Annotated in this window: 26 protein-coding genes and 1 tRNA gene; 14 read left to right on the forward strand and 13 right to left on the reverse strand. The window is 72.4% G+C overall.

Going from position 1 to position 24,196, the window contains the following annotated elements:
- Positions 1 to 255: 255 nt before the first annotated feature.
- The 8 genes from AB0L06_RS21355 to AB0L06_RS21390 all read left to right on the forward strand — a co-directional run bounded on the left by AB0L06_RS21355 (position 256) and on the right by AB0L06_RS21390 (position 8,349).
- On the forward strand, positions 256 to 1,353 hold the full coding sequence (locus AB0L06_RS21355; protein WP_500232793.1) for an ABC transporter substrate-binding protein: 1,098 nt from the start codon (positions 256 to 258) through the stop codon (positions 1,351 to 1,353).
- Positions 1,350 to 2,282 carry an ABC transporter permease gene (locus AB0L06_RS21360; protein WP_500232794.1) on the forward strand — a complete coding sequence of 311 codons (933 nt, stop codon included), beginning with the start codon at positions 1,350 to 1,352 and terminating at the stop codon, positions 2,280 to 2,282. The genes AB0L06_RS21355 and AB0L06_RS21360 overlap by 4 nt, the downstream gene beginning before the upstream one ends.
- Before the next feature lies 1 nt (position 2,283).
- Positions 2,284 to 3,126, forward strand: a complete 843-nt coding sequence (locus AB0L06_RS21365) for an ABC transporter permease (RefSeq protein WP_500232795.1) — start codon at positions 2,284 to 2,286, stop codon at positions 3,124 to 3,126.
- A gap of 6 nt (positions 3,127 to 3,132) precedes the next feature.
- Positions 3,133 to 4,155 carry an ABC transporter ATP-binding protein gene (locus AB0L06_RS21370; RefSeq protein WP_500232796.1) on the forward strand — a complete coding sequence of 341 codons (1,023 nt, stop codon included), beginning with the start codon at positions 3,133 to 3,135 and terminating at the stop codon, positions 4,153 to 4,155.
- Positions 4,156 to 4,211: 56 nt separating this feature from the next.
- Positions 4,212 to 5,180, forward strand: coding sequence for a CE1 family esterase (locus tag AB0L06_RS21375; protein ID WP_500232797.1), 969 nt, complete (start codon positions 4,212 to 4,214; stop codon positions 5,178 to 5,180).
- A gap of 68 nt (positions 5,181 to 5,248) precedes the next feature.
- Complete coding sequence (locus AB0L06_RS21380) at positions 5,249 to 6,433, forward strand: amino acid deaminase/aldolase (protein ID WP_500232798.1); 1,185 nt, start codon at positions 5,249 to 5,251, stop codon at positions 6,431 to 6,433.
- A gap of 81 nt (positions 6,434 to 6,514) precedes the next feature.
- Complete coding sequence (locus AB0L06_RS21385; protein ID WP_500232799.1) at positions 6,515 to 7,183, forward strand: SIMPL domain-containing protein; 669 nt, start codon at positions 6,515 to 6,517, stop codon at positions 7,181 to 7,183.
- Positions 7,180 to 8,349 carry a PfkB family carbohydrate kinase gene (locus AB0L06_RS21390; protein ID WP_500232800.1) on the forward strand — a complete coding sequence of 390 codons (1,170 nt, stop codon included), beginning with the start codon at positions 7,180 to 7,182 and terminating at the stop codon, positions 8,347 to 8,349. Before AB0L06_RS21385 ends, AB0L06_RS21390 begins: the two co-directional genes overlap by 4 nt.
- A 78-nt stretch (positions 8,350 to 8,427) precedes the next feature.
- Here the strand turns inward: AB0L06_RS21390 and AB0L06_RS21395 are convergent, their stop codons facing one another.
- Positions 8,428 to 8,733, reverse strand: coding sequence for a DUF3618 domain-containing protein (locus tag AB0L06_RS21395; protein WP_500232801.1), 306 nt, complete (start codon positions 8,731 to 8,733; stop codon positions 8,428 to 8,430).
- A 129-nt stretch (positions 8,734 to 8,862) separates the two neighbouring features.
- Between AB0L06_RS21395 and bcp the strand changes: the two genes are divergently transcribed.
- The 6 genes from bcp to AB0L06_RS21425 all read left to right on the forward strand — a co-directional run bounded on the left by bcp (position 8,863) and on the right by AB0L06_RS21425 (position 13,678).
- On the forward strand, positions 8,863 to 9,330 hold the full coding sequence (gene bcp / locus AB0L06_RS21400) for a thioredoxin-dependent thiol peroxidase (RefSeq protein WP_500232802.1): 468 nt from the start codon (positions 8,863 to 8,865) through the stop codon (positions 9,328 to 9,330).
- A 137-nt stretch (positions 9,331 to 9,467) separates the two neighbouring features.
- A tRNA-Leu gene (locus tag AB0L06_RS21405) sits at positions 9,468 to 9,553 on the forward strand.
- Between the two features lie 194 nt (positions 9,554 to 9,747).
- The gene (locus AB0L06_RS21410) at positions 9,748 to 10,689 is read left to right on the forward strand and encodes an anti-sigma factor RsbA family regulatory protein (protein ID WP_500232803.1); all 942 of its coding nucleotides are present in this window, start codon (positions 9,748 to 9,750) and stop codon (positions 10,687 to 10,689) included.
- Positions 10,690 to 10,769: 80 nt separating this feature from the next.
- On the forward strand, positions 10,770 to 11,669 hold the full coding sequence (locus tag AB0L06_RS21415; protein WP_500232804.1) for an MEDS domain-containing protein: 900 nt from the start codon (positions 10,770 to 10,772) through the stop codon (positions 11,667 to 11,669).
- On the forward strand, positions 11,666 to 12,622 hold the full coding sequence (locus AB0L06_RS21420) for an anti-sigma factor RsbA family regulatory protein (protein ID WP_500232805.1): 957 nt from the start codon (positions 11,666 to 11,668) through the stop codon (positions 12,620 to 12,622). The genes AB0L06_RS21415 and AB0L06_RS21420 overlap by 4 nt, the downstream gene beginning before the upstream one ends.
- Before the next feature lie 195 nt (positions 12,623 to 12,817).
- Positions 12,818 to 13,678 carry an MEDS domain-containing protein gene (locus tag AB0L06_RS21425; protein ID WP_500232806.1) on the forward strand — a complete coding sequence of 287 codons (861 nt, stop codon included), beginning with the start codon at positions 12,818 to 12,820 and terminating at the stop codon, positions 13,676 to 13,678.
- Between the two features lie 56 nt (positions 13,679 to 13,734).
- Here the strand turns inward: AB0L06_RS21425 and AB0L06_RS21430 are convergent, their stop codons facing one another.
- The 12 genes from AB0L06_RS21430 to AB0L06_RS21485 form a co-directional block, all read right to left on the reverse strand.
- A complete protein-coding gene (locus tag AB0L06_RS21430) occupies positions 13,735 to 14,370 on the reverse strand; it encodes a hypothetical protein (RefSeq protein WP_500232807.1) in 636 nt (211 codons plus the stop codon).
- Entirely contained in the window at positions 14,363 to 14,887 is a 525-nt protein-coding gene (locus AB0L06_RS21435; RefSeq protein ID WP_500232808.1) for a SigE family RNA polymerase sigma factor, read from the reverse strand. The genes AB0L06_RS21430 and AB0L06_RS21435 overlap by 8 nt, the downstream gene beginning before the upstream one ends.
- Before the next feature lie 826 nt (positions 14,888 to 15,713).
- Positions 15,714 to 16,322 (reverse strand): RdgB/HAM1 family non-canonical purine NTP pyrophosphatase, encoded by a 609-nt coding sequence (gene rdgB / locus AB0L06_RS21440; protein WP_500232809.1) that lies wholly within the window; start codon positions 16,320 to 16,322, stop codon positions 15,714 to 15,716.
- On the reverse strand, positions 16,319 to 17,038 hold the full coding sequence (rph, locus tag AB0L06_RS21445) for a ribonuclease PH (protein ID WP_500232810.1): 720 nt from the start codon (positions 17,036 to 17,038) through the stop codon (positions 16,319 to 16,321). The genes rdgB and rph overlap by 4 nt, the downstream gene beginning before the upstream one ends.
- 107 nt (positions 17,039 to 17,145) lie before the next feature.
- Positions 17,146 to 17,895, reverse strand: a complete 750-nt coding sequence (locus AB0L06_RS21450; protein ID WP_500232811.1) for an MBL fold metallo-hydrolase — start codon at positions 17,893 to 17,895, stop codon at positions 17,146 to 17,148.
- Positions 17,896 to 17,950: 55 nt separating this feature from the next.
- Entirely contained in the window at positions 17,951 to 18,808 is an 858-nt protein-coding gene (gene murI, locus AB0L06_RS21455) for a glutamate racemase (protein ID WP_500232812.1), read from the reverse strand.
- Between the two features lie 151 nt (positions 18,809 to 18,959).
- Entirely contained in the window at positions 18,960 to 19,802 is an 843-nt protein-coding gene (locus tag AB0L06_RS21460; protein ID WP_500232813.1) for a thioesterase family protein, read from the reverse strand.
- A 336-nt stretch (positions 19,803 to 20,138) separates the two neighbouring features.
- On the reverse strand, positions 20,139 to 21,086 hold the full coding sequence (locus AB0L06_RS21465; protein WP_500232814.1) for a PLP-dependent cysteine synthase family protein: 948 nt from the start codon (positions 21,084 to 21,086) through the stop codon (positions 20,139 to 20,141).
- 16 nt (positions 21,087 to 21,102) lie between these two features.
- A complete protein-coding gene (locus tag AB0L06_RS21470; protein ID WP_500232815.1) occupies positions 21,103 to 21,375 on the reverse strand; it encodes a MoaD/ThiS family protein in 273 nt (90 codons plus the stop codon).
- 228 nt (positions 21,376 to 21,603) lie between these two features.
- Entirely contained in the window at positions 21,604 to 22,035 is a 432-nt protein-coding gene (locus tag AB0L06_RS21475) for a M67 family metallopeptidase (protein ID WP_500232816.1), read from the reverse strand.
- A 39-nt stretch (positions 22,036 to 22,074) separates the two neighbouring features.
- On the reverse strand, positions 22,075 to 23,178 hold the full coding sequence (locus tag AB0L06_RS21480; RefSeq protein ID WP_500232817.1) for an anti-sigma factor RsbA family regulatory protein: 1,104 nt from the start codon (positions 23,176 to 23,178) through the stop codon (positions 22,075 to 22,077).
- Complete coding sequence (locus AB0L06_RS21485; RefSeq protein ID WP_500232818.1) at positions 23,175 to 24,143, reverse strand: MEDS domain-containing protein; 969 nt, start codon at positions 24,141 to 24,143, stop codon at positions 23,175 to 23,177. Before AB0L06_RS21485 ends, AB0L06_RS21480 begins: the two co-directional genes overlap by 4 nt.
- Positions 24,144 to 24,196 lie beyond the last annotated feature (53 nt).

Genomic DNA, 24,196 nt, shown 5'->3' on the forward strand with positions numbered 1-24,196 from the left:
TTCACGATGGCCCCCATAGAACACGGCTATCACCCCCGCGACCTGCGGAGAAGCAACGTTAATCCTTGGCGTCCGCGAGGTTACGCCGATGTGGCGCGCCATTAGTTCGCGCAGGTCAAGCGCTATCCGATCGGCCTTGCCTATAGGGCTCATAGCCATAAGCGGATGGCGCCCCCGAAACACGCGGGTTAGACATGCCCACACGGCGGGGTCCGTGCCCGCCCCTTTCCCCGCGAGACGAAACGAGGCTTGACGATGAGAACTCCCCGCGCGTTCGTCGCCGTGGTGGCGGCTGCCGGGCTGTTCGGCCTGGCGGGCTGCGGCGGGTCCGGCGGCGCCGCCGACGGCTACGACTGGGCCAAGGCCCCCGACACCGCCAAGATCGCCGAGCAGGGGAAGAGCCTGCCGACCTACGGCCTCGCGCCCGACTGGGCCAACTACGAGGGCGTCATCAAGGCGTTCTGCGCGAAGCACAACGCCACGTGCGACCACAAGGACACCGACATGTCCTCGGCGGACGAGATCCAGAAGTTCGACGCCGAGCAGAAGAACCCGGTCGGCACGATCAGCGACATCGGGCTGATGTGGGGGCCGGTCGCGGAGGCGAAGGGGGTCGTCCCGAAGTACACGCCGCCGTCGGCGGCCAAGCTGAAGGACTGGCAGAAGGCCAAGGACGGCGGCTGGGTCGCCACGTTCTACGGCGTCCCGGCGTTCGTCGTGAACACCGACAAGGTGAAGAACCCGCCTCTGAAGTGGGACGACCTGCTGAAGCCCGAGTACAAGGGCCAGGTCGCGATCAAGACCCCGACGTCGTCCGGAACCGGGCAGGCCATGCTCGTCGCGGCGGCCGTCGCGCACGGCGGGAGCATCGAGAACCTCGCCCCGGGCTTCGACTTCTTCGCGAAGCTGAAGAAGTCCGGCAACCTGTCCGACGCGAAGATGAGCGAGGACACCCTGGAGAAGGGCGAGGCCCCGATCCAGATCAACTACGACTTCAACGGCGTCACGCAGAAGGCCGAACTCGGCAAGAAGGGCGTGCACCTGAGCGTCCAGGTGCCGCAGGACGGCTCGATCTGGGCTCCGTCCGGCCTGATGGTCAACAAGTACAACACCGCCAAGGGCGACTTCCTCAAGGCGTTCATGGACTTCGTCCTCAGCGACCAGGCGCAGATCGAGTTCGCCAAGTCGGGCGCGCACCCGGTGCGGGCGGTGAACGGCGACCTGACCGTCCCGGCGGACGCCAAGTCCCACTGGCTGCCCGAGCAGCAGTACTCGGTCGTCAAGGAGGTCGAGTACTCCAAGATCAGCCCCGAGGACATCGTCCAGCAGTGGGAAGCGAAGGTCGTGGCTTGACCTCCCCCGACGTGTCCACCCCGGTGGCCGGTGACGCCCGCGCGAGCGGCGCGTCCCGGCCTCCGGCCGCGCTCGGAGAGGGCCGCCCCGCCGCGCTCGGCAGGCGGCTCACCCGGCTGCTCGCGGGCTGGCTGCCCGCGCTGCCGCTGCTGGTCTTCACGCTCGGCATGCTCGTGCTGCCCGCGCTGCGGCTCGTCCACGACACGTTCGCGCTGCGGTCCGGCGGCTACGGCATGGACAACATCACCAAGGTCGCGGGCAACCCCGTCGACCGCGAGGCGATCGTCAACTCGCTCGAACTGGGCGCGCTGCAGGCGACGCTGGCGGCGGCGATCGGCATGCCCGCCGCGTGGCTGATCTCGCGGATGCGGGTCGCGGGCCGCGCGACCTGGCTCGCGCTGATGAACGTCGCGTCCAACTTCGCCGGGATCGGCCTGGCGTTCGGGTTCGTCGCGCTGATCGGCACGACCGGGATGCTCACCCACCTGCTGGACGTGTCGTTCCCCGCGACCGGCTCGTTCGCCGGCATGAACATCGCCTACCTGTACTTCAACATCCCGATGTTCGTGCTGCTCACACTGCCCGCCGTGGCCGTCCTGAAGGACGACTGGTGGGAGGCCGCCCAGGTCTGCCACGCCACCCGGTGGCAGTTCTGGCGGCGGATCGGCGCGCCCGTCCTCGCCCCCTTCGCGGCGGCCGGCTGGCTGCTCATCTTCACCTGGACGATCGGGATCTACGCCGTCGCATACGCGCTGGCGTCCGGGCCGCAGTCGGTCAAGCTGATCACCCTGCAGATCGGCGCGACGCTGGAGTCGTCGGTGTTCGGGCTGGAGCGCGCGGCCGTCCTGTCGGTGCTGCTCATGCTCCTCGCGATCGTGTCGACCGTGCTCTACCGGCTGGCCATCCGCCGCGCGACGAGGTGGTTGTGACATGAAGAGCAAGCTGGGATCGCGGATCTTCCTCGCGCTGCTCGCGCTCTACTTCGCGCTGCCGCTGGTCGCGGCGCTGCTCTACTCACTGGCGACCAAGTGGGGCGACACCGTCCTGCCGTCCGGGTACACCCTCCACTGGTGGACGGACGTGTTCTCGCGTCCGGAGGTGTCGGGCGCGCTCGGCCGTTCGCTGGCCCTCTCGGCGGCCACGCTCGCGATCGACGTCCTGCTGGTCGTCCCGGCCGCGTACTGGTCGGTCGTGCACAACCCCCGCGTCGGATCGGTGGTGCAGACCATCACGGTCATCCCGTTCGCGATCCCGTGGGTCGTCATCGCGGCCGGGCTCCAGCTGATCGTCAAGGACACCGTGCCGCAACTGTTCGGCACGTTCTGGCTGCTCGCCGCCGCGACCGCCGCGATCGCCTTCCCCTTCCTGTACTGGGCGGTGGAGAACGCGCTGATCGCCGCCGACGCCCGACGCCTGAGCGAGGCCGCCGCGACCTGCGGCGCGCACCCGATGGTCACGCTCGTCCGGGTCGTCCAGCCCGCGATCCGGGGCGGCATCGTCTCCGGCGCGCTGCTGGTGGCGGCGACCGCGATGAACGAGTTCGCGCTCGCGAAGGTGCTGGTCGGGACGCGGTACGAGACGCTGCCACTCTGGTCGGCGCGGGTGTTCACCTCCCGCACCGGCAACGACCCCAACGCGCTCGCCGTCATCACGATCTTCACGTTCGGACTGCTGTTCGCGCTGTCCGCGCTGGTGGTGTGGCTCGGACGCGGCCGGACCGCGTCGTCCACGCTCGCCCTCGCCCGCACGTCGTCCTCCGCCGAGAAAGGCTGAACCCCCATGTCCCACGTGGTGCTGAACGGCGTCACCAAGCGGTACGGCCCGCACCTCGCGCTGGACGCGGTGGACGTGTCGGTCGCCAAGGGCGAGATGCTCGCGCTGCTCGGGCCGTCCGGCTGCGGCAAGACCACGCTCCTGCGCTGCATCGCCGGGCTGAACGACGCCGACGCCGGGACGGTCTCCATCGGCGGCGCGGACGTCACGCGCATGCCCGCCCGCAAGCGTCCGATCGGCATGGTGTTCCAGTCGTACGCGCTGTTCCCGAACCTGTCGGCGGCGAAGAACGTGGCGTTCCCGCTGACCGTCCGGCGGCGCGACCGCAAGGACACCCTGAAGCGCGTCGAGGAGCTGCTCGCGCTCGTCGGCCTGGAGGAGCACGGCCACAAACTGCCGAGCCAGCTCTCCGGCGGTCAGCAGCAGCGCGTCGCGCTCGCCCGCGCCCTCGCGCCCGACCCGGAGGTCCTCCTCCTCGACGAACCCCTCTCCGCCCTGGACGCCCAGGTCAGGACGCGTCTGCGCGACGAGGTCCGGCGCATCCAGCACCAGGTGGGCATCACGACGGTGTTCGTCACGCACGACCAGTCGGAGGCGCTCGCCATCTCCGACCGGGTCGCGGTGATGAACGCGGGCCGCATCGAGCAGTGCGCCACCCCGCCGGAGGTGTACGCCGCGCCGTCCACCCGGTTCGCGGCCGGGTTCGTCGGCAACCGCAACACCCTCGAACTCCCCGTGGCGGACGGACGCGTCACCTGGGGCGATGCGTTCGACGTCGAGGCGCCCACGGGCGAGCGGGCGCTCTGCCTGTTCCGTCCCGAGGACGTCGAGATCGGCGCGGACGGCCCCGGCCTCCCCGCGACCGTGGACGTCAAGGTCTTCCTCGGCGCCGTGACCAGGGTGTACGCGACCCACGAGGGGACGACCGTGTTCGCGGACGTCCCGTCCCGCGCCGCCGCCTCCCTCGAGGACGGCCAGAAGGTGTTCGTCCGGGTCGCGCCCGAGCACGTCCACGTCTTCGCCGCCTGACCTCGTCACCCGGGGGTGGTGGTTTCGCGGGTGGCGGGACGGTTAGGTTCGGCCGTATGCGCCGGAATGTGCTGACCGTCCTCGCCGCCCTGCTCGTCCTGGCCTCGTCGCTGGCCGGATGCAAGGGCGATCCGGGACAGGACGCGGGTTCCGGCAAGCCCGGCAGCGGCGGCGGCAAGGCGAACACGACGGTGCCGCGCGAGGTGGACGGCATCCCCACCGCGTCCGGCACGACCAAGCAGAAACTGGACGTCGGGACGCCCGGCCACCGCGAGTTCCTCCTGCACGTCCCGCCCGCCCTGGTCGGCCGCACGTGGGGCAACGGCCGTCCCACCAAGCCGTTGCCGCTGGTCATCGCCCTGCACGGCGGAGCCGCGACCATGTCGACGATGCGGTCCCTGTCCGGCTTCGACCCGATCGCCGACGCCAAGGGCTTCCTGGTCGCCTACCCGGACGGCTTCCTGACCACGTGGAACGCGGGCGACTGCTGCGGCCCGGCGAAGATCGGGAACATCGACGACGTGGGCTTCCTGACGAAGCTGATCGACCGGCTGAACTCCGCCGGGCTGAGCGACCCGAGGCGGGTGTTCGTGACCGGGTTCTCCAACGGCGCGGGCATGGCGTACCGGATGGGCTGCGAGGCGGCGGACAAGGTCGCCGCGATCGGCGTCGTGGAAGGGGCGCTGGTCACCAAGTGCGACCCGTCCCGTCCGGTGTCGGCGATCGTCTTCCACGGGACGGCCGACCACAACGTCCCTTTCGACGGCGGTGGACGGCGCGACATCGGTGACAACCGGCCATATCCTCCGGTCTCGTTCGCGATGGACTTCTGGCGGAAGCATGACGACGTTCCTCAGCCGAAGGCGACGACGCTCGCCGCACAGAGCGGAAACCTGGACTGCTCGTCCAGCGCGAAGGACGGCGTGTCCCTCGCCCTGTGCAAGGTCGTCGGCGGCGGACACGCGTGGCCGAAGGCGGCGTCCCCGATGTTGTGGGATTTCTTCGCGACACACGGGCGCTCATGAAATACTAAAGATGATCATGAATACATGAAGCGGTTTCATATTTGACCGTTTTATGGCAATGTGGGGCCATGAACCTCCGGGACCGCTACGACGCCGCCACGGCCCACCTCGACGCCCCCTTCGCGATCGTCGACCTGGCCGCGCTGCGCGCCAACGCGGCGGACCTGGTCCGCCGGGCGGCCGGCAAGCCGATCCGCGTCGCCAGCAAGTCGGTGCGCTGCCGCGCGATCCTGGACGAGGTCCTGGCCATGGACGGGTTCGCCGGGATCATGGCGTTCACCCTCCCCGAGGCCCTCTGGCTCGCCCGCGAGGGCGTCAGCGACGACATCCTGGTCGCCTACCCGACCGTCGACCGCGCCGCGCTGCGCGAACTCGCCGCCGACGAGCGCGCCGCCTCGGCGATCACGCTCATGGTCGACTGCGACGAGCACCTGGACCTCATCGAGACCCACTCCGCCGGGCAGCGGATCCGCGTCTGCGTCGACGTCGACGCGTCCTACCGGCTGCTGAACGGCATGCTCCAGATCGGCCCGCGCCGGTCCCCGCTGCACACCCCCGACCAGGTCCGCGACTTCGCCGAGACCATCCTCAAGCGCCCCGGGCTGAGCCTCGTCGGACTCATGGCCTACGAGGGCCAGATCGCCGGCGTCGGCGACCAGGTCCCCGGACAGGCCGCCAAGTCCCGCGTGGTCAAGGCGATGCAGAAGCGGTCCGGACTGGAACTGGCCCGCCGCCGCGCCGCGATCGTCCGGGCCGTCCGCGACCTGACCGACCTGGAGTTCGTCAACGGCGGCGGGACGGGCAGCGTCGAGAACACCGCCCGGGAGAAGGCCGTCACCGAGGTCGCCGCCGGCTCCGGCCTCTACCAGCCGCACCTGTTCGACTACTACTCCAACTTCCAGGGCCGTCCCGCCGCGCTGTTCGCGCTGCCGGTCGTCCGCCGCCCCGGACCGGGCGTCGTCACCTGCCTCGGCGGCGGCTACCTCGCCTCCGGAACCGCCGACGGCCTGCGCCTCCCCCGCCCGTACCTGCCGACCGGGCTCTCCTACAACTCCCTGGAAGGCGCGGGCGAGGTGCAGACACCGCTGCACGGCGACGCCGCCGACCTGCTCGCCATCGGCGACCGCGTCTGGTTCCGCCACACCAAGGCCGGCGAGCTGTGCGAACGCTTCGCCGAACTGCACCTCATCGACGGCGACCGCGTCGCCCGCACCGTCCCGACCTACCGCGGCGAGGGGCAGACCTTCCTCTGAGTCGTCACTCCCCGCGATCACCACGGCCTTGTAGCGCGACACACACGCCCGGAACGCGCCGTCCCGGTTAGGTTGGCCGGTATGAGCCAGCCTCCAGTGATCAGTGTGCGCGGCGAAGCGGTGCTCGAGGCGCCGCCCGAGATCGCCCGCCTGACCATCACAGTACGAGTGGAGGAGAGGGACCGCCGGAAGGCGCTGGACGAGCTCACCGCCGCCAACCGGCGCTGCCTCGACCTGCTCGCCTCCTACGGCGACGCCCTCGAACCGGCCGAGACCGGCGCCGTCCACCTCTCCCCCGCGGTGAAGTACCGGCGGCGCCAGAACGACATCCTCACCTACCAGGGCAGTGTCGGGACGAAGGTCGTCGTCACCGACTTCGCCGTCCTCGGCGAACTCGTCACCCGCCTCTTCGACCTGGACCACACCACCGTGCACGGCCCGCACTGGGATCTCCGACGCGACTCCCCGGTCCACGCGCGCGCCGCCGAGCAGGCCGCGCACGCCGCCGTCGAGCGCGCCCGCCACTACGCCGCGGCCCTCGGCGCCTCCCTCACCGGCCTGATCGAGCTCTCCGACGAGAAGAGCGACATCGACGACTGGGGCCACACGGGTCCCCGCGCCGTCGCCTACGCGGGCGCGGCCCCCGGCGGAGCCTCCGAACCCGAGGCCCTCGACCTGGCCCCGCAGACCCAGACCATCTCCGCCTCCGTCCTCGCCCGCTTCCACACCACCCCGCCGGACCTCTCGTGACCGACTCCGGGGCCCCCACCGACGCGTCCATCCGCGCCGCCCTCCGCCACTCCCCGAACGCGCGCGCCATCGCGCGCACAGGAGAAGGCCACGCGGACGGACAGCTCCTGACGCCCGACCCCTGCGGCGAGCGCGGCCCGGGCGTCGGAACCGGTGGCGCGGCCCTGGACGTCTTCCTGACCGGCCGGGTCTTCATGGACATGATCTTCACCGGCCTGCCCGGACTGCCGCCGCCCGGCACCGAGCTGGTCACCGACGGCCTCGGGTCCGCCCCCGGCGGCATCGCGAACATCGCCGTCGCGATGAGCCGCCTCGGCCTGCGCACCGGCCTCGCCGCCGCGTTCGGCGACGACATGTTCGGCGCCTACCTGTGGCGGACGCTCGCCGAACAGGAGTCGGTGGACCTGTCGTCCTCGCTGCGCGTCCCCGGCTGGCCCACCCCGGTCACCGTGTCGCTCGCGACCGACGACGACCGCAGCATGATCACCTACACCCGCCCGCTCGACCTGCCCGACGAATCCCTCGTCACCGCGCCGCCCACCGCCCGCACCTGCTTCGTCGACATCGACCAGCCCGTGCCCGCCTGGGCCCTCGGCGCCCGCGCGAACGGCGCGCTGGTCTTCGCCGACCTCGGTTGGGACCCCACCGAGACCTGGCCCAGCCACGTCCTGGACCGCTTGGACGACGTGGACGTCTTCCTCCCCAACGCCGTCGAGGCCATGGCCTACACCCGCACGGCCACCCCGGAGGCCGCGCTCGAAGTCCTCGCCGAACGCGTCGGGACCGTCGTGGTGAAACTCGGCCCGAGGGGCGCGATCGCCGCGTCCGGCGCCGAACGCGCCGCCGCCTCCGCCCTGCCCGTCCGCGCACTCGACCCGACCGGCGCGGGCGACGTGTTCGCCGCCGGATTCGTCTTCGCCACCCTCAAGGAATGGCCGCTCGAACAGCGGCTCCGGTTCGCCAACCTGGTCGCCGGACTGTCCGTCCGGCACCGCTCCGGCTCGCTCGGCGCCCCCTGCTGGGGCGAGATCGCCGCCTTCGGCGAGTCCGGCGAGGTCCCCGCCGCCGACCTGGAGCAGTACGCCTTCGTCGTCCCGCACATCCCCGAGGCCGAGATCGGACGCGGCCCCGACTCGGTGACCCGCGCCGAACCCACCCTGAGGTGACCCACCCGGCCGGACGCACCGGCAAAACAAAAACGCCGGGCCGCCCCCAGGGGGAACGACCCGGCGCCTCTACGCAGCTCAGCGCCGGCGCCTGGCCCGCCGCCGCATGATCCCGAGCACGGTCAACCCGACCACGACGCCGACCCCGGCCATGATGATCTTGGGGTTGATCGGACCGGGCTCCCCGTTCTCCTCCACCCGGATCGCCGTGTCCACCGTCCGGCGGACCTGCTCGACCTCCTCTTTCAGCCGCTCCACGCCCCGGTGCGCGACGTTGCTCGGGTTGACCCGGTCCGCGAGCTCGTCGATAGTGCGCGCGAGCTCCTGGCGGGACCGCTCGATCTCCCGCTGCAGCGCCTGCGGGTCGCTGGACCTGTCAGCCATGCCCTTGTCCTATCGTGTCTGGCGGCGAAGTCGCATGATCCGACCAGTCTTGCAGGTCCTCACCTGAAACGCCCGCGGCACCCCAGCCGGTAGGTTGGAGCCGAGCGTCCCCACGGAAAGGCGGAACAGGTGACCGAGCGGTTGCAGCCAGGCGATGACGCACCGGCCTTCGAGCTTCCCGACGCCGACGGCAAGCCGGTGTCGCTGGAATCCCTGCGCGGCAGGCGGGTCGTCCTCTACTTCTACCCGGCCGCGATGACCCCCGGCTGCACCAAGGAGTCCGTCGACTTCCAGGGCAGCCTCGCCGACCTCGAGGCCGCCGGCACCATCGTCGTCGGCGTCTCCCCCGACAAGCCGGAGAAACTCGCCAAGTTCCGCGAGAAGGAGGGCCTCACCTTCCCCCTCCTCTCCGACCCCGGCACCGAGGTCCTCCAGGCCTACGGCGCCTACGGCGAGAAGAAGCTCTACGGCAAGACCGTCGTCGGCGTCATCCGCTCCACCTTCGTCATCTCCCCCGAAGGCAAGATCGACAACGCCTACTACAACGTGAAGGCCACCGGCCACGTAGACCGCCTCCGCCGCGACCTCACCCTGTGACCACCGCGGCCACCGCCGGCTGACCGCCCCCCGGAGGACACGGCGGACATCGCGATCGCCCTCCGGGCGGTCGGCATGTCACAATTCTCCAGTCGGGAGCGGTACGCCGACTTTGGGGGCCAATGCCCCCAAACTTCGCGGACGTGGCGAAATGGTATACGCGCCAGATTTAGGTTCTGGTGGTGGAAACACCGTGGGGGTTCGAGTCCCCCCGTCCGCACCACCTCATCCGACGTCCCTTGAGCGCACGAACGGCGGGCCCCCGGCGGGGCCCGCCGTTCACAGTTTGAAAACGTGGGCTCGGCTTGGGGGGTTCGCGGGCCTAGGCTGGGCGGGAGCCGCCCGTGGGGGAATCAGGGGCGGAGGCGGCCGACACTGACCGGGTGGGGCACCGTGAGCCAAGGTTTCAGCCATCGCGTGCTTCCGTACGACCGTGCGGACGACCTGCTGGACGGGGCGCTGCCGTTCCTGCGCGAGGGCATCGAGAGCGGCGACCGGGTGCTCGCGGTCACGACCCTCGCGATGCACATGCTGCTGCGGGACACGCTCGGGGCGGACGCGGCCGGGGTGGAGTTCTTCGAGTCGGACAAGTGGTACGCGCATCCGGCGCGGTACCTCGCCGACACGCTGGCGCTGGCCGAGACGGCGGCGTGGCAGAAGCGGCGGCTGCGGGTGCTCGGCGAGCCCACGTGGGCCCGGCGCGGGCCGCTGGAGCTGCTGGAGTGGCAGCGGGTCGAGGCGATCACGAACGCGGCGTTCACGGGCACCGGGGCCGCGCTGCTCTGCGCGTACTCGCGGTCGCTGCCCGCCGGGGTGGTCGCGGCGTCCCGGCAGACGCACCCGGAGACCGCGCGGGGACAGGCGACGCTGCGCAACCCCGGGTACCTGGAGCCGTGGGCGTACAACGCGCGGCTCGACTCCGCGCCGCTGCCGCCCGCGCCGGACGACTCGCTCGACCTGGACATCAAGGTCGCCGACCTGTACTGGATCCGCGCGTACGTGACCGACTTCGCGCGCCGGACGCCGCTGCCGGAGGACGACCTCCAGCGGCTGCTGGTGGCGGTGACCGAGGTGGTGACCAACGCGCTGCGGCACGGCCGTCCGCCGATCACGCTGCGGCTGTGGCTGGAGCCGGGCGAGATGGTGTGCGAGGTGACCGACCACGGGAACTGGACGGAGCGGACCGGTTTCGGGCTGATCCCGCCGAAGCCCGTGGGCGGCGCGGGACGGTTCGGGCTGTGGGCGGTACGGCTGCTGTGCTCGATCGTCCAGATCCGGACGGGACGGGACGGGACGACGGTGCGGCTGAGGCTGCAGGTCCCGGCCGTGGCGGCCCCACTGCCCCTCAACTCCGTGTAAGGAAGCTTGTGCAATGGGCTTCTCTTTTCGATGGCCCGGCGTACGCTGAACGGGTCCGAGACAACCTGGATGGGCAGGCCATGGAGACCACCTGGTTCCACGAACGTCCCGTCAGCGATGTGCGGCCGGGCGACCACGGGCTGCTCGGCTACGCCGACGCCGAGGAGCGCGACCGGGTGGTCGGCCCCTTCGTGCAGGCCGCGCTGGCGACCGAGGAGAAGGTCGTCTACATCACCGACGAGCCGGCCGAGCGCCTGCCGGGTCTGGAGCGGTGCTCGCTCGACCTGCGGAAGCTGAAGTCGTCGCGCCAGCTGAGGGTGCTGTCGCGCCGGGAGGCGTGCCTCGGCCGGACGGGGGCGTTCGAGCCGGGCAAGCTCTCCGACACGCTGTTCCGTGAGCGTGAGTCGGCGTTCGGCGAGGGGTTCCGCGCGGTCCGGATGACCATGGACTCGACCTGGCTGCTGCACGAGCCGGGCGGGCCCGACACCGTGCTGATCTGTGAGGATCGGGTCGACCAGGCGATCTCGCCGAGCACCATGGCGATGGGGATCTGCCAGATCGACGTGCGCCGGTGCGGGACGCGGCAGCTCACCGCGCTGCACGCTTCGCACGAGGTGCTGATGCGGGTGGACGCCGAGTTCGACGACGGCATTCTGACGATCCGGCGGATCTACGGCCCGTTCGGCCTGCTGCTGCGGGGGGAGCTGGACGCGTCGCGGCACTCGCACCTGTCGGAGCATCTGCTCCGGGCGATGGCGAGCCGTCCGCGTGAGGACATCCACCTGAACGTGGCGGGGCTCGACTTCATCGACATCGGTGGCCTGAACCTCCTGGCGCACCACGCCGCGGACCTGCCCAGGGGCGGCGAGCTGATCCTCGACCACCTGCGTCCCGACGTGGAGAACGTCATCACGATGGTCGGCTGGAACCGGCTGCCGCGGCTGAGGCCCGGCGTCCGGGTGGGAGGGGCCACCTCATGACTTCGTTCGCACCGGCGGACGCGGAGCCGAGACGCCTGGAACACCGGGCCTTCCTGTTCGGCGGGATGGACGACTTCCTCGCGACGGCCGTCCCCTTCGTCCGGGAGGGCCTGGAGGACGACGACCTGTCGGTCGTGGTCGTCGTGAAGCAGCACCGGCTGACGGCTCTGCGCGACCACTTTCCGGGTGGCGCGGATGACATGTTCATCGACGCGGACGCGTTCTACGAGCATCCGGTGCGGACGCTGCGCAGCTACCTGGAGCTGGTGAAGGCGAAGGATCCGCGGCGCGTGCAGGCGCTGGCCGAGCCGGTCTGGCGGGACGAGTGGAGCGAGCGCGAGACGCTGGAGTGGGCGCGGTACGAGTCGCTGATCAACGAGGTGTTCCAGGGCACCGGGGCGACGGCGCTGTGCCCGTACGACACCTCCGCGCTGCCGAAGCCGATCCTGGAGCACGCGCGGAGGACGCATCCGCGGCTGGTGCAGGACGGTGACGTGTCCGACAGCCGCCGGTTCGCGTCGCCGCGGGAGTTCTCGGCGGGTGTCGACCGCACCCGGGAGTTCCCGAAGCCGCGCGAGTCGGAGTACCTGCCGCTCGCCAGCCACGACCTGCACGAGCTGCGGCGGTGGGTGGGTCGCCGGGCCGACCGGCACGGCCTGTCCGCGCAGGACGCGCAGAACCTCGTCACGGCGGTGAACGAGGTCGCGGCGAACGCGCTGCGGCACGGCATCCCGCCGGTCGGCGTCCGGTTGTGGACGGAGGGCGAGGACCTGTTCTGCGAGGTCGGTGACAACGGCTACTGGAGCTCGTTCAGCCCGCTCGCGGGGTTCGTGCCGCCGAAGACGGCGCTGGAGAGCGGTTTCGGGCTGTGGACCGTCCGGCTGCTGGTCGATATGGCCGAGGTGCGGGCGGGATGGGACGGCACGTTCGTCCGGCTGCGCATCAGCCGCTGAGCGCCCGCTCGCGTGGGCCCGTGGTGGACTCGGGTGGTTCGGCGGCGTCCGTGGGGATTGGCAGGGGCCGTGGCGGTGGGTCCCGACTCGCCCGGTTGTCAGATACCGGGAAAACAGGGTGAGGGTTCGGCTACGTGACGTGGCTCGCTGGTCGTAGTCTGGACGCATCCGGAAGTGGCCGCGGTGGAAGGCGTTATGGAGACCCTCAGCTCGGTCCGCAGGCCGGTCCGTGAGCTGCGGCCCGGCGACCACGCGTGGCTGGCGTACTCGGGCGAGGAAGAGCAGCGGCACGTGGTCGGCTCGTTCGTCCGGGACGGGCTGGAGGCGGCCCACAAGGTGATCTACCTGGCCGGCTCGGATGACGTGGACATTCCAGGCATGAACGGTGTCGCGTCGCGTCCGGGCCTGCTGACGGTGATTCCGTTCGCGGACGCGCGGCGTCCGGACGGCGGGTTCGATCCGGGCCCGGTGCTGGAGGCGCTCGCGGTCGAGATCGCGGGCGCGGAGGACGGCGACTTCACGACCATCCGGGTCACCGCGGACATGACCTGGGCGCTGGACCTGCCGAACGGGCTGGCCGAGCTGCTGCGCTGTGAGCGGCACCTCGAGCGCGCGGTGTGCCCGAGCACCCGGGTGACGGCGATCTGCCAGATCGACCGGCGGCGGCTGACCGCGGACGCGCGGAACGCCCTCGCCGCGTCCCACTCGACGTTCGTGACGCCGAACCCGGAGTTCGCCGACTCGGTGCTGCAGATCGTCCGCACCTTCGACCCGGTCGGCCTGTCGCTGCTCGGCGAGCTCGACGCGTCCCGGCACGGCATCCTGGACGAGGCGCTGAACGCCGTGCTCGCGGCGAGCAGGGGCGAGGAGATCCATCTCGATCTCGCCGGGCTCGGCTTCATCGACCTCGGCGCCCTCAACATGCTCGCCGACGTCGCCGCCCGCCGCTCCGGCACGGGTCCCCTCGTCCTGGACAGCATGCCCGTCCAGCTCCGCACCATCATGGAGACGGTCGGCTGGCACATGCTCCCCGGCCTCCGCCTCGGCACCGTCTGACCGGCACCGTCTGACCTGCACGGCCGGCACGGCAGGCACGGCCCCGAGGCGGGTGGTCAGGGGGTGGCCCTGCTCGGTGTCGGGCGGTGCGGAGGCTGGGAGGCGCTGGACGGCGGTCCCCCGGTCGGCTGTGGTCCGCCCGGCTGCGGCGTCGAGGGGCGCGTCGACGGCTCCCGGCCGGGTGGCTCCGTTGGAGAAGTGCTCGTCCCGGTCCGGTTTCCGGGCGTGGGCAGGTGCGTCGACGGCGTCGGTGAGGAACTCGGCTTCTTTGATGGCGACATCGGTGTGGGCGAGGGCGCGGATCCCGTCGGGACGGACGTCGGCGGAATGACCTGGTTGGCCGGACGCGTCTTCTCCTCCACGCCGGGACGCAGGACGAACGCCAGCGCGATGAGCGCCACCGCCGCCGCCACGCCCGCGGCGGCCCACCATGCGCGCCGCCGGACGCCGTGTCCGGACGCGCCCCCGCGGGCGTCCGAAGCGGCGCGCCGTCCGGAGGCTCCGCTCGCGCGCGTTTCCGCGGGGTGAGGGTCGCGGCGGACGAGGGAGAGGACGCGGCGTGGGGAGGTCGTGCGCTCTCGCGCGGGGGACGCCGTCTCGCGGAGGCGGTGCAGCAGCGCGGCGTCGGGTCGGATGTCGTCCGCGGCGCGGCGGAAGTGGTCGCGCAGGGCGGCGCCGAGCTCGTCATCCATGCGTGCGGCCCTCCCGGACGTGCGCGCGCAGCGCCGACATGGCGCGCGCGGTGTGGCTCTTGACGGTCCCCTGGCTGATTCCGAGGGTGTCGGCGATCTCGCGTTCGCCGAGGTCGCACCAGTATCTGAGGACGACGACGGCGCGCTGCCGGGCGGGCAGGGCCCGCAGCGCCTCCTCCAGTTCGCCGTCACCGGACGGGGCGTGGTGCGGTTCGCGTCCGGCGATGCGTTCGAGGTCGGCGACGCTCCCGGCGGGCAGGTCGCGGCGGCGGGAGCGGCGTTTGCCCTCGTCGATGGCCAGGTTGACCAGGACGCGGCGGGCGTAGGCCTCCGGATCGCCGTCCGCGAGCCGCCGCCAGCGCCGGGCGACCCGTTCGTAGGCGACCTGGAGGAGGTCCTCGGCCAGGTGCCGGTCGTAGACGAGGAACACGGCGGTGCGCAGCAGGCGGCCCGCGGTGGCGTTCACGAACTCCTCGAACGTGTCCGCCGTGCCGCGGGCCTCCTCCCTGGTGCTCAAGGTGGACAGAGCCGCTCTCCTACTGTCCGCTGTGGGGCGGCCGGGCCTTCGGCGAAGCGGTGGGCGTGCCGGGTCCGGTCCTCGGCGGGACGGGCGCGGGCGTCGGCTTCACGCAGTGCGGCATGCCCGGACGGGTGCTGGGCACCGGCGTGCCGGGGTGGGTCGACGGGATCGGGGTCGGCTGGACGGACGAGGCCATGCCCGGACGCGACGGCCTGGGGGTCTTCGGCGGCTCACTGGCGCGCGACGGCGTGGCCTTCGGCGGCTCGCTGGGACGCGGAACGGCCGTGGACGGACTGGTCTTCGGGGGTGCCGGAACGGTGGGCGGAGCCGTGGACGGCCTGGGCGTCGGCGGCGCCGGTCTGGTGGGCGGAGCCGTGGACGGCACGGGCGTCGGCGGCGCCGGCCTGGTCGGCGTGGCCGTGGACGGCACGGGCCTGGGCTGCTTCGACGGGGCCGTGGGGCACGTCCACCCGGGGGTCGACGGCCTGGGGGCGGGGGTGCGGGCCGCCTCGTTCGCGGAGACCGTGGCCGTCCGGGACGAGGCGCCGTCCGAGCCGGTGCCGAGCCAGATCCCTGCGGCGAGCACACCCGCGCCGCCCAGCCCGGCGACGATCGCCGCGGTCGCACGCCGTCCGCCAGCTATGTTGATCATGCTGCTCCTCGGGGAAGTCGAACTACACCCCCTACAACCCCCGCCGTTCGGCGCCCGGTTGTCACGGATCCGGATTTCCTCCGACTTCTGCGCAGGCGGCGTCCAGCGGGCCGGGCGGGCGCGCGAGAAGGCCCGCCCCCGAGGGGGAGCGGGCCGGGAACGCGGAGAGGATCAGGCGGAGAGGGCGCTCGGGAGGATCTCGGCGAGGGCGCGGAAGGCGCGGCCGCGGTGGCTGATGGCGTCCTTCTCGGCCGGGGCGAGTTCGGCGCTGGAGCGGGTCTCGCCGTCCGGGAGGAAGATCGGATCGTAGCCGAAGCCGCCGGCGCCGCGCGGCTCGCGGAGGATCGTGCCGTGCATGCGGCCGTCCACGACGTGCTCGGCGTGGCCGGGGACGACGAGGGCGGCGGCGCAGAGGAAGTGCGCGCCGCGGGCGTCGTCGTCGACGTCGGCGAGCTGGTCGAGGACGAGGTCGAGGTTGGCGCGGTCCTTGTCGCCGGTCTTCTCGCCGAAGCGTCCGGACCAGCGGGCGGACAGGACGCCGGGCATGCCGTTCAGCGCGTCCACGCAGAGGCCCGAGTCGTCCGAGACGGCGGCCAGGCCGGTGTGCGCGGCGATCGCGCGGGCCTTGAGCAGCGCGTTCCCGGCGAAGGTCAGCTCGGTCTCGGGGACCTCGGGGGCGCCGGGGAAGGCGTCGAGGCCGATCACCTCGATGCCGTCCAGGATGCGCCGCAACTCCTCGATCTTGCCCTGGTTGCGGGTGGCGAGGACGACCCGGCTCATCGGCCGAGCGCCTCGGCCTGGAGCCTGGTCAGCTCGGCGCAGCCGCCCGCGGCGAGGTCGAGCAGCGCGTCCAGCTCGGCGCGGTCGAACGGCGCGCCCTCGGCCGTGCCCTGCACCTCGACGAACCGGCCGTCGCCGGTGCAGACGACGTTCATGTCGGTCTCGGCGCGGACGTCCTCGGTGTACTCCAGGTCGAGCCGCGCCTCGCCGTCGATCATGCCGACGCTGACCGCGGCCACGGACGTGACCAGCGGGTCGCCCTTGACCAGGCCGCGCTCGCGCATCCACGAGACGGCGTCGGCGAGGGCCACGTACGCGCCGGTGATCGCGGCCGTGCGGGTGCCGCCGTCGGCCTGGAGGACGTCGCAGTCGAGCTGGACGGTGTTCTCGCCGAGCGCCTTGAAGTCGACGCAGGCCCGGATGGACCGTCCGATCAGGCGGGAGATCTCCTGCGTGCGGCCGCCGAGCCGGCCCTTGACGGACTCGCGGTCGCTGCGGGTGTGGGTGGCGCGGGGCAGCATCGCGTACTCGGCGGTCACCCAGCCCTTGCCGCTGTCGCGCCGCCAGCGGGGCACGGAGTCCTGCACGGACGCCGCGCACAGCACCCGGGTCGCGCCGAACTCGACCAGCACCGAGCCCTCGGCGTGATCGAGCCAGTCGCGCTGGATGCGAACGGTTCGGAGCTGGTCTGCCGCGCGGTCGTCAGGACGTGCCATGCCCACCACCCTAGTGCCCTCGTCCGACCGCGCACGCCTCCGCTCCCGGCGCCCCCGCCCCGCCTCGGCCGCCCGAACGCGCAGGCAGGGGTCGCGCGGCGGCGCGGTCAGACGTCGTAGACGGCGCCGACGTGGGCGAGTTCGACGGGGCCGCCGAAGCCGCTGGCCTTGGCCTCGGCCAGGGAGGCGTTGGCGTCGTTCCAGGGGACGAGATGGGTGAGGACGAGGCGTCCGGCGCCGGCGCGCGCGGCGTGCTCGCCGGCCTCGCGGGCGGTGAGGTGAAGGTTCGGCGGAAGGTTCGGGCCTTCCAGGAAGGAGGCCTCGCAGAGGAAGAGGTCGGCGCCGCGGGCGAGTTCCACCAGCTCGGCCGAGTCGCCGGTGTCACCGGAGTAGGCCAGGACGCGTCCGCCGGCCTCGATGCGGAAGGCGTACGCCTCGACCGGGTGCGGGGTCCGGACGGCGGTGACGGTGAACGGGCCGATCTCCCAGGTGCCGCCGGGCAGCGGGCGGAAGTCGAACGCCTCGTCCATGCCGTCGTCGTCGGGCAGGCCGTAGGCGCGGGCCATCTGCCGCCCGGTGTCGGCGGGACCGTAGACGGGGATGCGGGGGGCGCGGCCGTCCGGATGGTAGTTGCGGGCCACGTAGAAGCCGCACATGTCCATGCAATGGTCGGGATGCAGATGGGAGAGCAGCACCGCGTCGATCTCGTACAGCGGATGGAACCGTTGCAGGACGCCGAGCGCGCCGCTGCCGAGTTCCAGCAGCATGGCGAACCCGTCCGCCTCGACCAGGTAACAGGACGCCGGGCTTTCCGGCCCCGGAAAGCTGCCCGAGCAGCCGATCACAGTGACCCGCACGCTCACTCCTCCTTGTGTCTTCCCGAGGACTCGTACCCCTCCAGGGGCTTCAACTTCAGTGGGTCAGGACGTCCATGTCCGCGTCCATGTCCTTCATCACTTCCAGGTCCGCCTCGCCCGCCCGGACGGTCTCCACCGCGCCGATCTCCGGTCCGAGGAAGCGGCGGCCCAGCGCGGCGAACACGCCGGGGTCGCCGGTGGCCCGGAAGCGGTGCTCCGGACGCCCGGCCCCTTCTGGGCGGGCCAGTCCCCGATCGTGCAGCACGCGGTACACGTCCTTGGCGGTCTCGTCGGCGCTTGAGACCAGTGTGACCCCGTCTCCGACCACATACGAGATGACGCCGGCCAGGAGCGGATAATGCGTGCAACCCAGGATGAGGGAGTCGCATCCCGCGTCCACGATGGGCTGGAGGTACTCGCGGGCGACGGTGAGGACCTCGTCACCCATCGTCACCCCGGCCTCCACCAGCGGGACGAACCGGGGGCACGCGGCGCTGACGAGGTCGATGTGCGGGGCGGCGGCGAACGCGTCCTCGTAGGCGCGGCTCGTCACCGTGGCGCGGGTGGCGATGAGTCCGACGCGTCCGGTGCGGGTGGCGGCCGCCGCGCGCCGGACGGCCGGGCGGATCACCTCGACCACCGGCACGTCGTAGCGCTCGCGGGCGTCGGCGAGCATCGCGGCGGACGCGCTGTTGCACGCGATCACCAGCACCTTGACGCCCTCGTCCACCAGCCGGTCCAGCATCTCCAGCGCGAACGCGCGGACCTCGGCGACGGGGCGCTCGCCGTACGGCTGACGCGCCGAGTCCCCGAGGTAGAGGACCGGCTCGTTCGGCAGCTGGTCCAGGATGGCGCGGGCCACCGTGAGACCGCCGAAGCCGCTGTCGAAGATCCCGATGGGCGCGTCTGACATGGTCCCCAAGGCTAAGCGCTCCAGGCCGTGACACGGTCGTCTTGCGGCCGACATCACAGCGTCCGCCGCGTCACATTCGGCGCCTCCGGACACGGGGGCGGAGAAGGCCCGCCCGGCCGCCGGGACGGCGCCCGCCGACGGGGTCCGCCGGTCAGGCGCGGCCGGTGCGGGCGAGCTGGCGGGACTGGGCGACCAGGCGTCCGGCCGAGTCCCAGATCTCGACCTCCTCGTCGAACCAGCCGCCGGCCGAGAGGCGGCCCGAACCGAGGACGGCCAGCCAGCCCGGCGCCGGGACGGCGCGGAGGTGCCAGGTCAGTTCCACGGTCGGGGACCAGCCCTTGGCGTCCACGTTGAGGGCGACGGGCGGGAGGGCGTCCACGGCCAGGGCCAGGGAGAACGCGTCGGGCTCGTAGCCGCAGCGCAGCCGGAACCAGGCGCGGCCCTCGAGGCGTCCGCTGGGACGGCCGTCCAGCCAGCCCATCGTGGACGGGTCGAAGCGCATGTCCACGCGGTCGACGAAGCCCCGGTCGGCGCGTTCCCCGTCCGCGCCGCCGGCGGGCCGGTTCTTCGGGGTGACGCCCTTCGGAGGCTGGTCCATGCCTGTGCAGGACTCGAGTGGCGGCAGGGCCGGGACGGGCCGGTCACCCGTCCAGGCGGGCTCGGCGGCGGGGTCGAGGGTGGCGGTGGTGATCAGGGCGTCCACGATCGGGGCGTCGTCCTGGACGAGGGTGACGCGGGACATCTCGGTCGTCCGGCCGCCCTTGCGGCGTTCCACGATGATCTCGGCCGGGCCTGGCTTCGCCACGCGCAGGAAGGACGCGGCGGTGGAGACGGGGTGGGCGTGCGAGGACGCCTCGACGGCGGCGCGGCCGAGCACGGCCATCAGGTAGCCGCCGTTGATCGCCTGGGCGATTCCGAAGCCCTCGTCCAGTTCGGCCCGGTACCGGTCCTCGGCGAGCCGTTCGACCGCCGTCGCGTCGCCGAACCTGCTCATCCGCGTCCTCCCGGGGGGCCTTCTAGAACCACGTTCGAGAACGAGGGTACAGACCCAGGTCGGGGGCCGTGCGCCCGCCCTCCGGGAACCGCCCGCGCCCGGCCGTCCCGGTCCGCCCCGCCCGGCGCGGACGCACCCCGTCCGGACCAGGCCCGACGCCCCGGACGCGCCGGTCGCGTCCGGCCCGTCCGCACACACAGAAGTATGGAGTTCGGACGGCGCGTCGTCCGCCCGAACTCCACTTCCGACCTCGGAGAATCCCACTTCGGCCGGGGCGGGACGCCGCCCTTGTCCGGCCTTCCGGGGAAACGCCACGGATCGCGGCCTAGACACGGCCTAGGCCCAGAGTTGCCCCTCCAGGCGGGTTTCGGCCTCTTCCAGGGTGCCCTCGTAGGCGCCGGTGGAGAGGTACTTCCAGCCTCCGTCGGCGACGATGAAGACGATGTCGGCCCGCTCGCCGGCCTTGACCGCCTTGCGGGCCATCCCCAGGGCGGCGTGCAGGGCGCCCCCGGTGGACAGGCCGGCGAAGATGCCCTCCTGGCCGAGCAGCTCCCGGGTGCGGCGCAGGGCGTCCGACGCGCCGACCGAGAAGCGGGTGGTCAGAACCGACTCGTCGTACAACTCGGGCACGAAGCCCTCGTCGATGTTGCGCAGGCCGTAGACCAGCTCGCCGTACCGGGGCTCGGCAGCGACGATCTTGATGTCCGGGACGCGCTCACGCAGGTAACGGCCGACGCCCATGAGGGTGCCGGTGGTGCCGAGACCCGCGACGAAGTGGGTCACCGACGGCAGGTCGGCGAGGATCTCCGGGCCCGTCGTCTCGTAGTGGGCGCGGGCGTTGGCCTCGTTGCCGTACTGGTAGAGCATGACCCAGTCGGGATGCTCGGCGGCGAGGCCCTTCGCCACGCGGACGGCCTCGTTGGAGCCCCCGGCGGCCGGGGACGCGATGATCTCCGCGCCCCACATCCGCAGGATCTGGCGGCGCTCCTCAGAGGTGTTCTCCGGCATCACGCAGATGATCCGGTAGCCGCGCAGCCGCGCGGCCATGGCGAGCGAGATGCCGGTGTTGCCGGACGTCGGTTCGAGGATGGTGCAACCCGGCGTGAGCAGGCCGTCCTTCTCCGCCTGGTCGATCATCCAGAGGGCGGGACGGTCCTTGACCGAGCCGGTCGGGTTGCGGTCCTCGAGTTTCGCCCAGAGGCGGACGTCCGGGGACGGGGACAGGCGGGGCAGGCCGACGAGCGGCGTGTGCCCCAGCGAGTCGAGCAGCGAGTCGAAGCGCATGGCACGGACGCTTCGGTCAGCCGCCGGCGACGGCCGGCAGGATCGTGACGCTGTCGCCGTCGGTGAGCTCGGTGCCGAGCCCGCCGAGGAAGCGGACGTCCTCGTCGTTCAGGTAGACGTTGACGAACTTGAGCAGCTTGCCGTCCTTGACGAGCTTGGCCCGCAGGCCGGGGTGACGGGTGTCCAGGTCGCTGAACAGCTCGTCGAGCGTGCCGCCCTTGCCCTCGACGGCCTTCGAGCCGTCCGTGAGGTTGCGCAGGATGGTGGGAATCCGAACCTCGATCGCCATCGCGAAAGTCTCCTTTTGTCATGCTCGGCGGACCCCGTCACCGGCGGGAGGGCCGGACGGGGCGCTGGGTCTTACGGGAGGAGTCGCGAGGACGGACAGTCGTAGACGACCTCGGCGCGCGAGTGCCCGAACAGAAAACTCTGCACAGGAGGCACCGCGCCGTCCCCGGGGCGGGGCACGCTCGTCGTCCACATAGCGCTCATTTTACCTGTCGGTAGCTTCCGGGACCTAGTGGCTCTCCGAAGCGTGGGAGCCCTCCACCACGGTGACCTCCTCCTCGGTCACCTCGCCGTCCACGATGCGGTACGACCGGAACTCCACCTCGTCGGCGTCCCGGGTGGACACCAGCACGTAGTGGGCGTTCGGCTCGGACGCGTAGGACACGTCGGTGCGCGAGGGGTAGGCCTCGGTGGCGGTGTGGGAGTGGTAGATCACGACGGGCTCCTCGTCCCGGTCGTCCATCTCCCGCCACACCTTGAGCTGCTCCATCGAGTCGAAGCGGTAGAACGTCGGCGAGCGCTCGGCGTTGGTCATGGCGACGAACCTGGCCGGACGGTCCGACCCGGCGGGGCCGGCGACCACGCCGCACGCCTCGTCCGGGTGGTCCGCGCGCGCGTGCGCGACGATCTTGTCAACCAGGGCACGCTCGATCGTCAACATGCGCCGAAGGCTACCCGGCGACCGTCCCTCCGACCCGCGTCACCCCTGGCCGGTGAGGGTCCCACCAGGGACGTCGAGGCGGACGTGCAGCCGGATCCGCGTGCCCGCCCGGGCGTCGGAGCGGATCTCGACGATGTGGCACAGGCAGCGGACGGCCCACATGGCGGCCTCGGTCGGACGGTCCAGGCGGGGCGGGATGTGGCCGAGGAAGCGGTCCTCGACGCGGGCGGCGGGGTCGGTGAGCTCGCAGACCAGTTCGTCGGCGGTCGCCCAGACCCACAGGTCGCCCTGGCCGCCGCCGTGGCGGATGACGGCGGTCGCGACCTCGTTGGCGGCCAGCAGGAACGGCAGGCGGCGGTCGGACGGCAGGCCGTAGCGCTCCGCCCGCCCGGACAGGAAGCGCCGGACGTCCGGGAGCTGCCCGGTGGTGAAGCGGCGGTGCTCGGCGGCCCTGGGCGGCGGGCCGAGCGGGCTCCGGTTGCACTCGGCGTAGAAGGCGGCCGGGTCGGTGTAGGACGGGCTGGGCCACTCGCCCGCCGCGTCCGCGAAGGCGGGGTGGGTGCGGCCGACCCCGGCCAGGACGTCCCCAGGGACGGTCCGGATGTCGTAGGCGCAGGTCAGCAGGGTCGGAGTCGCCGCGAAGGCGACGTTCAGCACCGACTCGTGCCGCTGCCACTCGACGATCTCCAGCGGGCTCCGGCCGTCCCAGGGCGGCTCGGTGAGGACGCGCAGCCGCCCGCGGCCCCACCAGTCGGTGCGTCCCCGCTCGTGGAAGGACGCGATGGTCTTGGCCGGGCCGCTGTACCAGTCCGAGGCGTCCAGGAACTCGATCTTCCCGAGCCCGGCGGCGGCGGGGGCGAGCAGGAGGCGGCGGCGCGCCTCGGGGAGGATCGCGACCAGGACGTCTCCAGCCGCGGCGCCTTCGGCGAGGTAGGCGATGGCCGCCTCGCGGAACTCGTCGTCCGAGGCGTAGAGCAACGCGCGGTGCCGGAGGCGGCCGCGGGACGGACGACGGCCGAAGTCGTCGCCCGCGGGGCGCCGGTCTGGGTCGTCGTCCATGGGAGGACGGTCGGCGCCGGCGCGATGGCGGTCGGGGTCGTTGTGCCGCGGGGCGGGAGCCGGGGTGGGCACGCCGCCGGTCATGTCGCGGCCTCCTCCACGAAGACGCCGGGAAGCCGGTCCCAGCCGGCGATGCGGAGCATCAGGGCCAGGTAGCCGGGGACGGACCGGAGGACGACCTGGCGGTCCAGGCCGCCGCCCGACGTGCGGGTCTCGAGCATCGCGCGCAGCCCCTCGGTGTCGCAGAACGCCAGGCCGGACAGGTCCAGGCAGAGGTGGCCGTCGCGGCGGCCGGCGACGGCCAGGGCCGCCCGCAGGGCGGGCAGCGTGGACGCGTCGACCGCGCCGGCCAGGGCCAGGCCGGGCGGGGTGAAGGTCGGGGTGATCCGCAGGACGCCGTCGTCGTGCAGGTCGTCCACCCGGACGAGGCCGTCGTGGCAGGCCAGCAGCAGTCTCAGCTGCTCGTCGCCGAACCAGCGGCGGTCGTACTGGCAGATCGCCATCGCGCGGGAGCCGGGCGCGCGGAACGCCCGCCGGCACTCGTGCTCGAACTCGCGGAACCGCTCGGTGCCGGGCCAGCCGCGCAGCGAGAACGAGGTCTCGCCCGTGATCCGGACGCCCCGGTACCCCTGGACGAGGGCCAGTTCGATCTCCGCGCCGAGCAGCTCGACGGTCCCGTCCGGGTCGAACCGCCCGGATGCCATGAACGCCTCGATCACCGGACGCGGCGCCAGCCGCCCGTCCGCGGCGGCCTCGCGCACGTCCACGCCCGCCTCGGCGAAGGCGGGGGCGGCGGCGAGGCGGGAAAGGACGGCGTCCGCGTCCTCCTGGTCGGCCAGGTAGACGATCTTGTGGTCGCGGCGCAGGCCGTCCCGGACGTAGGCGGCGAGCACCGCGTACCGCTCCTCGTCACCGGTGAAGGTGAGCGCGAGGTGGTCGCCGAACCGCATCTCGCCGACCGCCACGGCCGCGTCCGCGGTCCCGGCGGCGTCCTCCGCGTCCGGACCGGGTACGGGCAGCGGCAGGCCGTCGTCTCCCAGCGTGGACATGGTCACGCCTCCCGGGGGTCGGGGCGGCGGTGTGCCGGGAAGGAGGAACCGGG

The organism is Spirillospora sp. NPDC052269 (genome assembly GCF_040679435.1).
In the GTDB taxonomy this organism is placed as follows: domain Bacteria; phylum Actinomycetota; class Actinomycetes; order Streptosporangiales; family Streptosporangiaceae; genus Spirillospora.

Bases quoted from the DNA above. Each gene is read 5' to 3' on its own strand.
- AB0L06_RS21355 (WP_500232793.1), top strand. From the start codon at position 256: ATGAGAACTCCCCGCGCGTTCGTCGCCGTGGTGGCGGCTGCCGGGCTG.
- AB0L06_RS21365 (WP_500232795.1), top strand. From the start codon at position 2,284: ATGAAGAGCAAGCTGGGATCGCGGATCTTCCTCGCGCTGCTCGCGCTC.
- AB0L06_RS21370 (WP_500232796.1), top strand. From the start codon at position 3,133: ATGTCCCACGTGGTGCTGAACGGCGTCACCAAGCGGTACGGCCCGCAC.
- AB0L06_RS21375 (WP_500232797.1), top strand. From the start codon at position 4,212: ATGCGCCGGAATGTGCTGACCGTCCTCGCCGCCCTGCTCGTCCTGGCC.
- AB0L06_RS21380 (WP_500232798.1), top strand. From the start codon at position 5,249: ATGAACCTCCGGGACCGCTACGACGCCGCCACGGCCCACCTCGACGCC.
- AB0L06_RS21385 (WP_500232799.1), top strand. From the start codon at position 6,515: ATGAGCCAGCCTCCAGTGATCAGTGTGCGCGGCGAAGCGGTGCTCGAG.
- AB0L06_RS21395 (WP_500232801.1), bottom strand. From the start codon at position 8,733: ATGGCTGACAGGTCCAGCGACCCGCAGGCGCTGCAGCGGGAGATCGAG.
- AB0L06_RS21415 (WP_500232804.1), top strand. From the start codon at position 10,770: ATGGAGACCACCTGGTTCCACGAACGTCCCGTCAGCGATGTGCGGCCG.
- AB0L06_RS21420 (WP_500232805.1), top strand. From the start codon at position 11,666: ATGACTTCGTTCGCACCGGCGGACGCGGAGCCGAGACGCCTGGAACAC.
- AB0L06_RS21425 (WP_500232806.1), top strand. From the start codon at position 12,818: ATGGAGACCCTCAGCTCGGTCCGCAGGCCGGTCCGTGAGCTGCGGCCC.
- AB0L06_RS21430 (WP_500232807.1), bottom strand. From the start codon at position 14,370: ATGGATGACGAGCTCGGCGCCGCCCTGCGCGACCACTTCCGCCGCGCC.
- rdgB (WP_500232809.1), bottom strand. From the start codon at position 16,322: ATGAGCCGGGTCGTCCTCGCCACCCGCAACCAGGGCAAGATCGAGGAG.
- rph (WP_500232810.1), bottom strand. From the start codon at position 17,038: ATGGCACGTCCTGACGACCGCGCGGCAGACCAGCTCCGAACCGTTCGC.
- murI (WP_500232812.1), bottom strand. From the start codon at position 18,808: ATGTCAGACGCGCCCATCGGGATCTTCGACAGCGGCTTCGGCGGTCTC.
- AB0L06_RS21460 (WP_500232813.1), bottom strand. From the start codon at position 19,802: ATGAGCAGGTTCGGCGACGCGACGGCGGTCGAACGGCTCGCCGAGGAC.
- AB0L06_RS21465 (WP_500232814.1), bottom strand. From the start codon at position 21,086: ATGCGCTTCGACTCGCTGCTCGACTCGCTGGGGCACACGCCGCTCGTC.
- AB0L06_RS21470 (WP_500232815.1), bottom strand. From the start codon at position 21,375: ATGGCGATCGAGGTTCGGATTCCCACCATCCTGCGCAACCTCACGGAC.
- AB0L06_RS21475 (WP_500232816.1), bottom strand. From the start codon at position 22,035: ATGTTGACGATCGAGCGTGCCCTGGTTGACAAGATCGTCGCGCACGCG.
- AB0L06_RS21480 (WP_500232817.1), bottom strand. From the start codon at position 23,178: ATGACCGGCGGCGTGCCCACCCCGGCTCCCGCCCCGCGGCACAACGAC.
- AB0L06_RS21485 (WP_500232818.1), bottom strand. From the start codon at position 24,143: ATGTCCACGCTGGGAGACGACGGCCTGCCGCTGCCCGTACCCGGTCCG.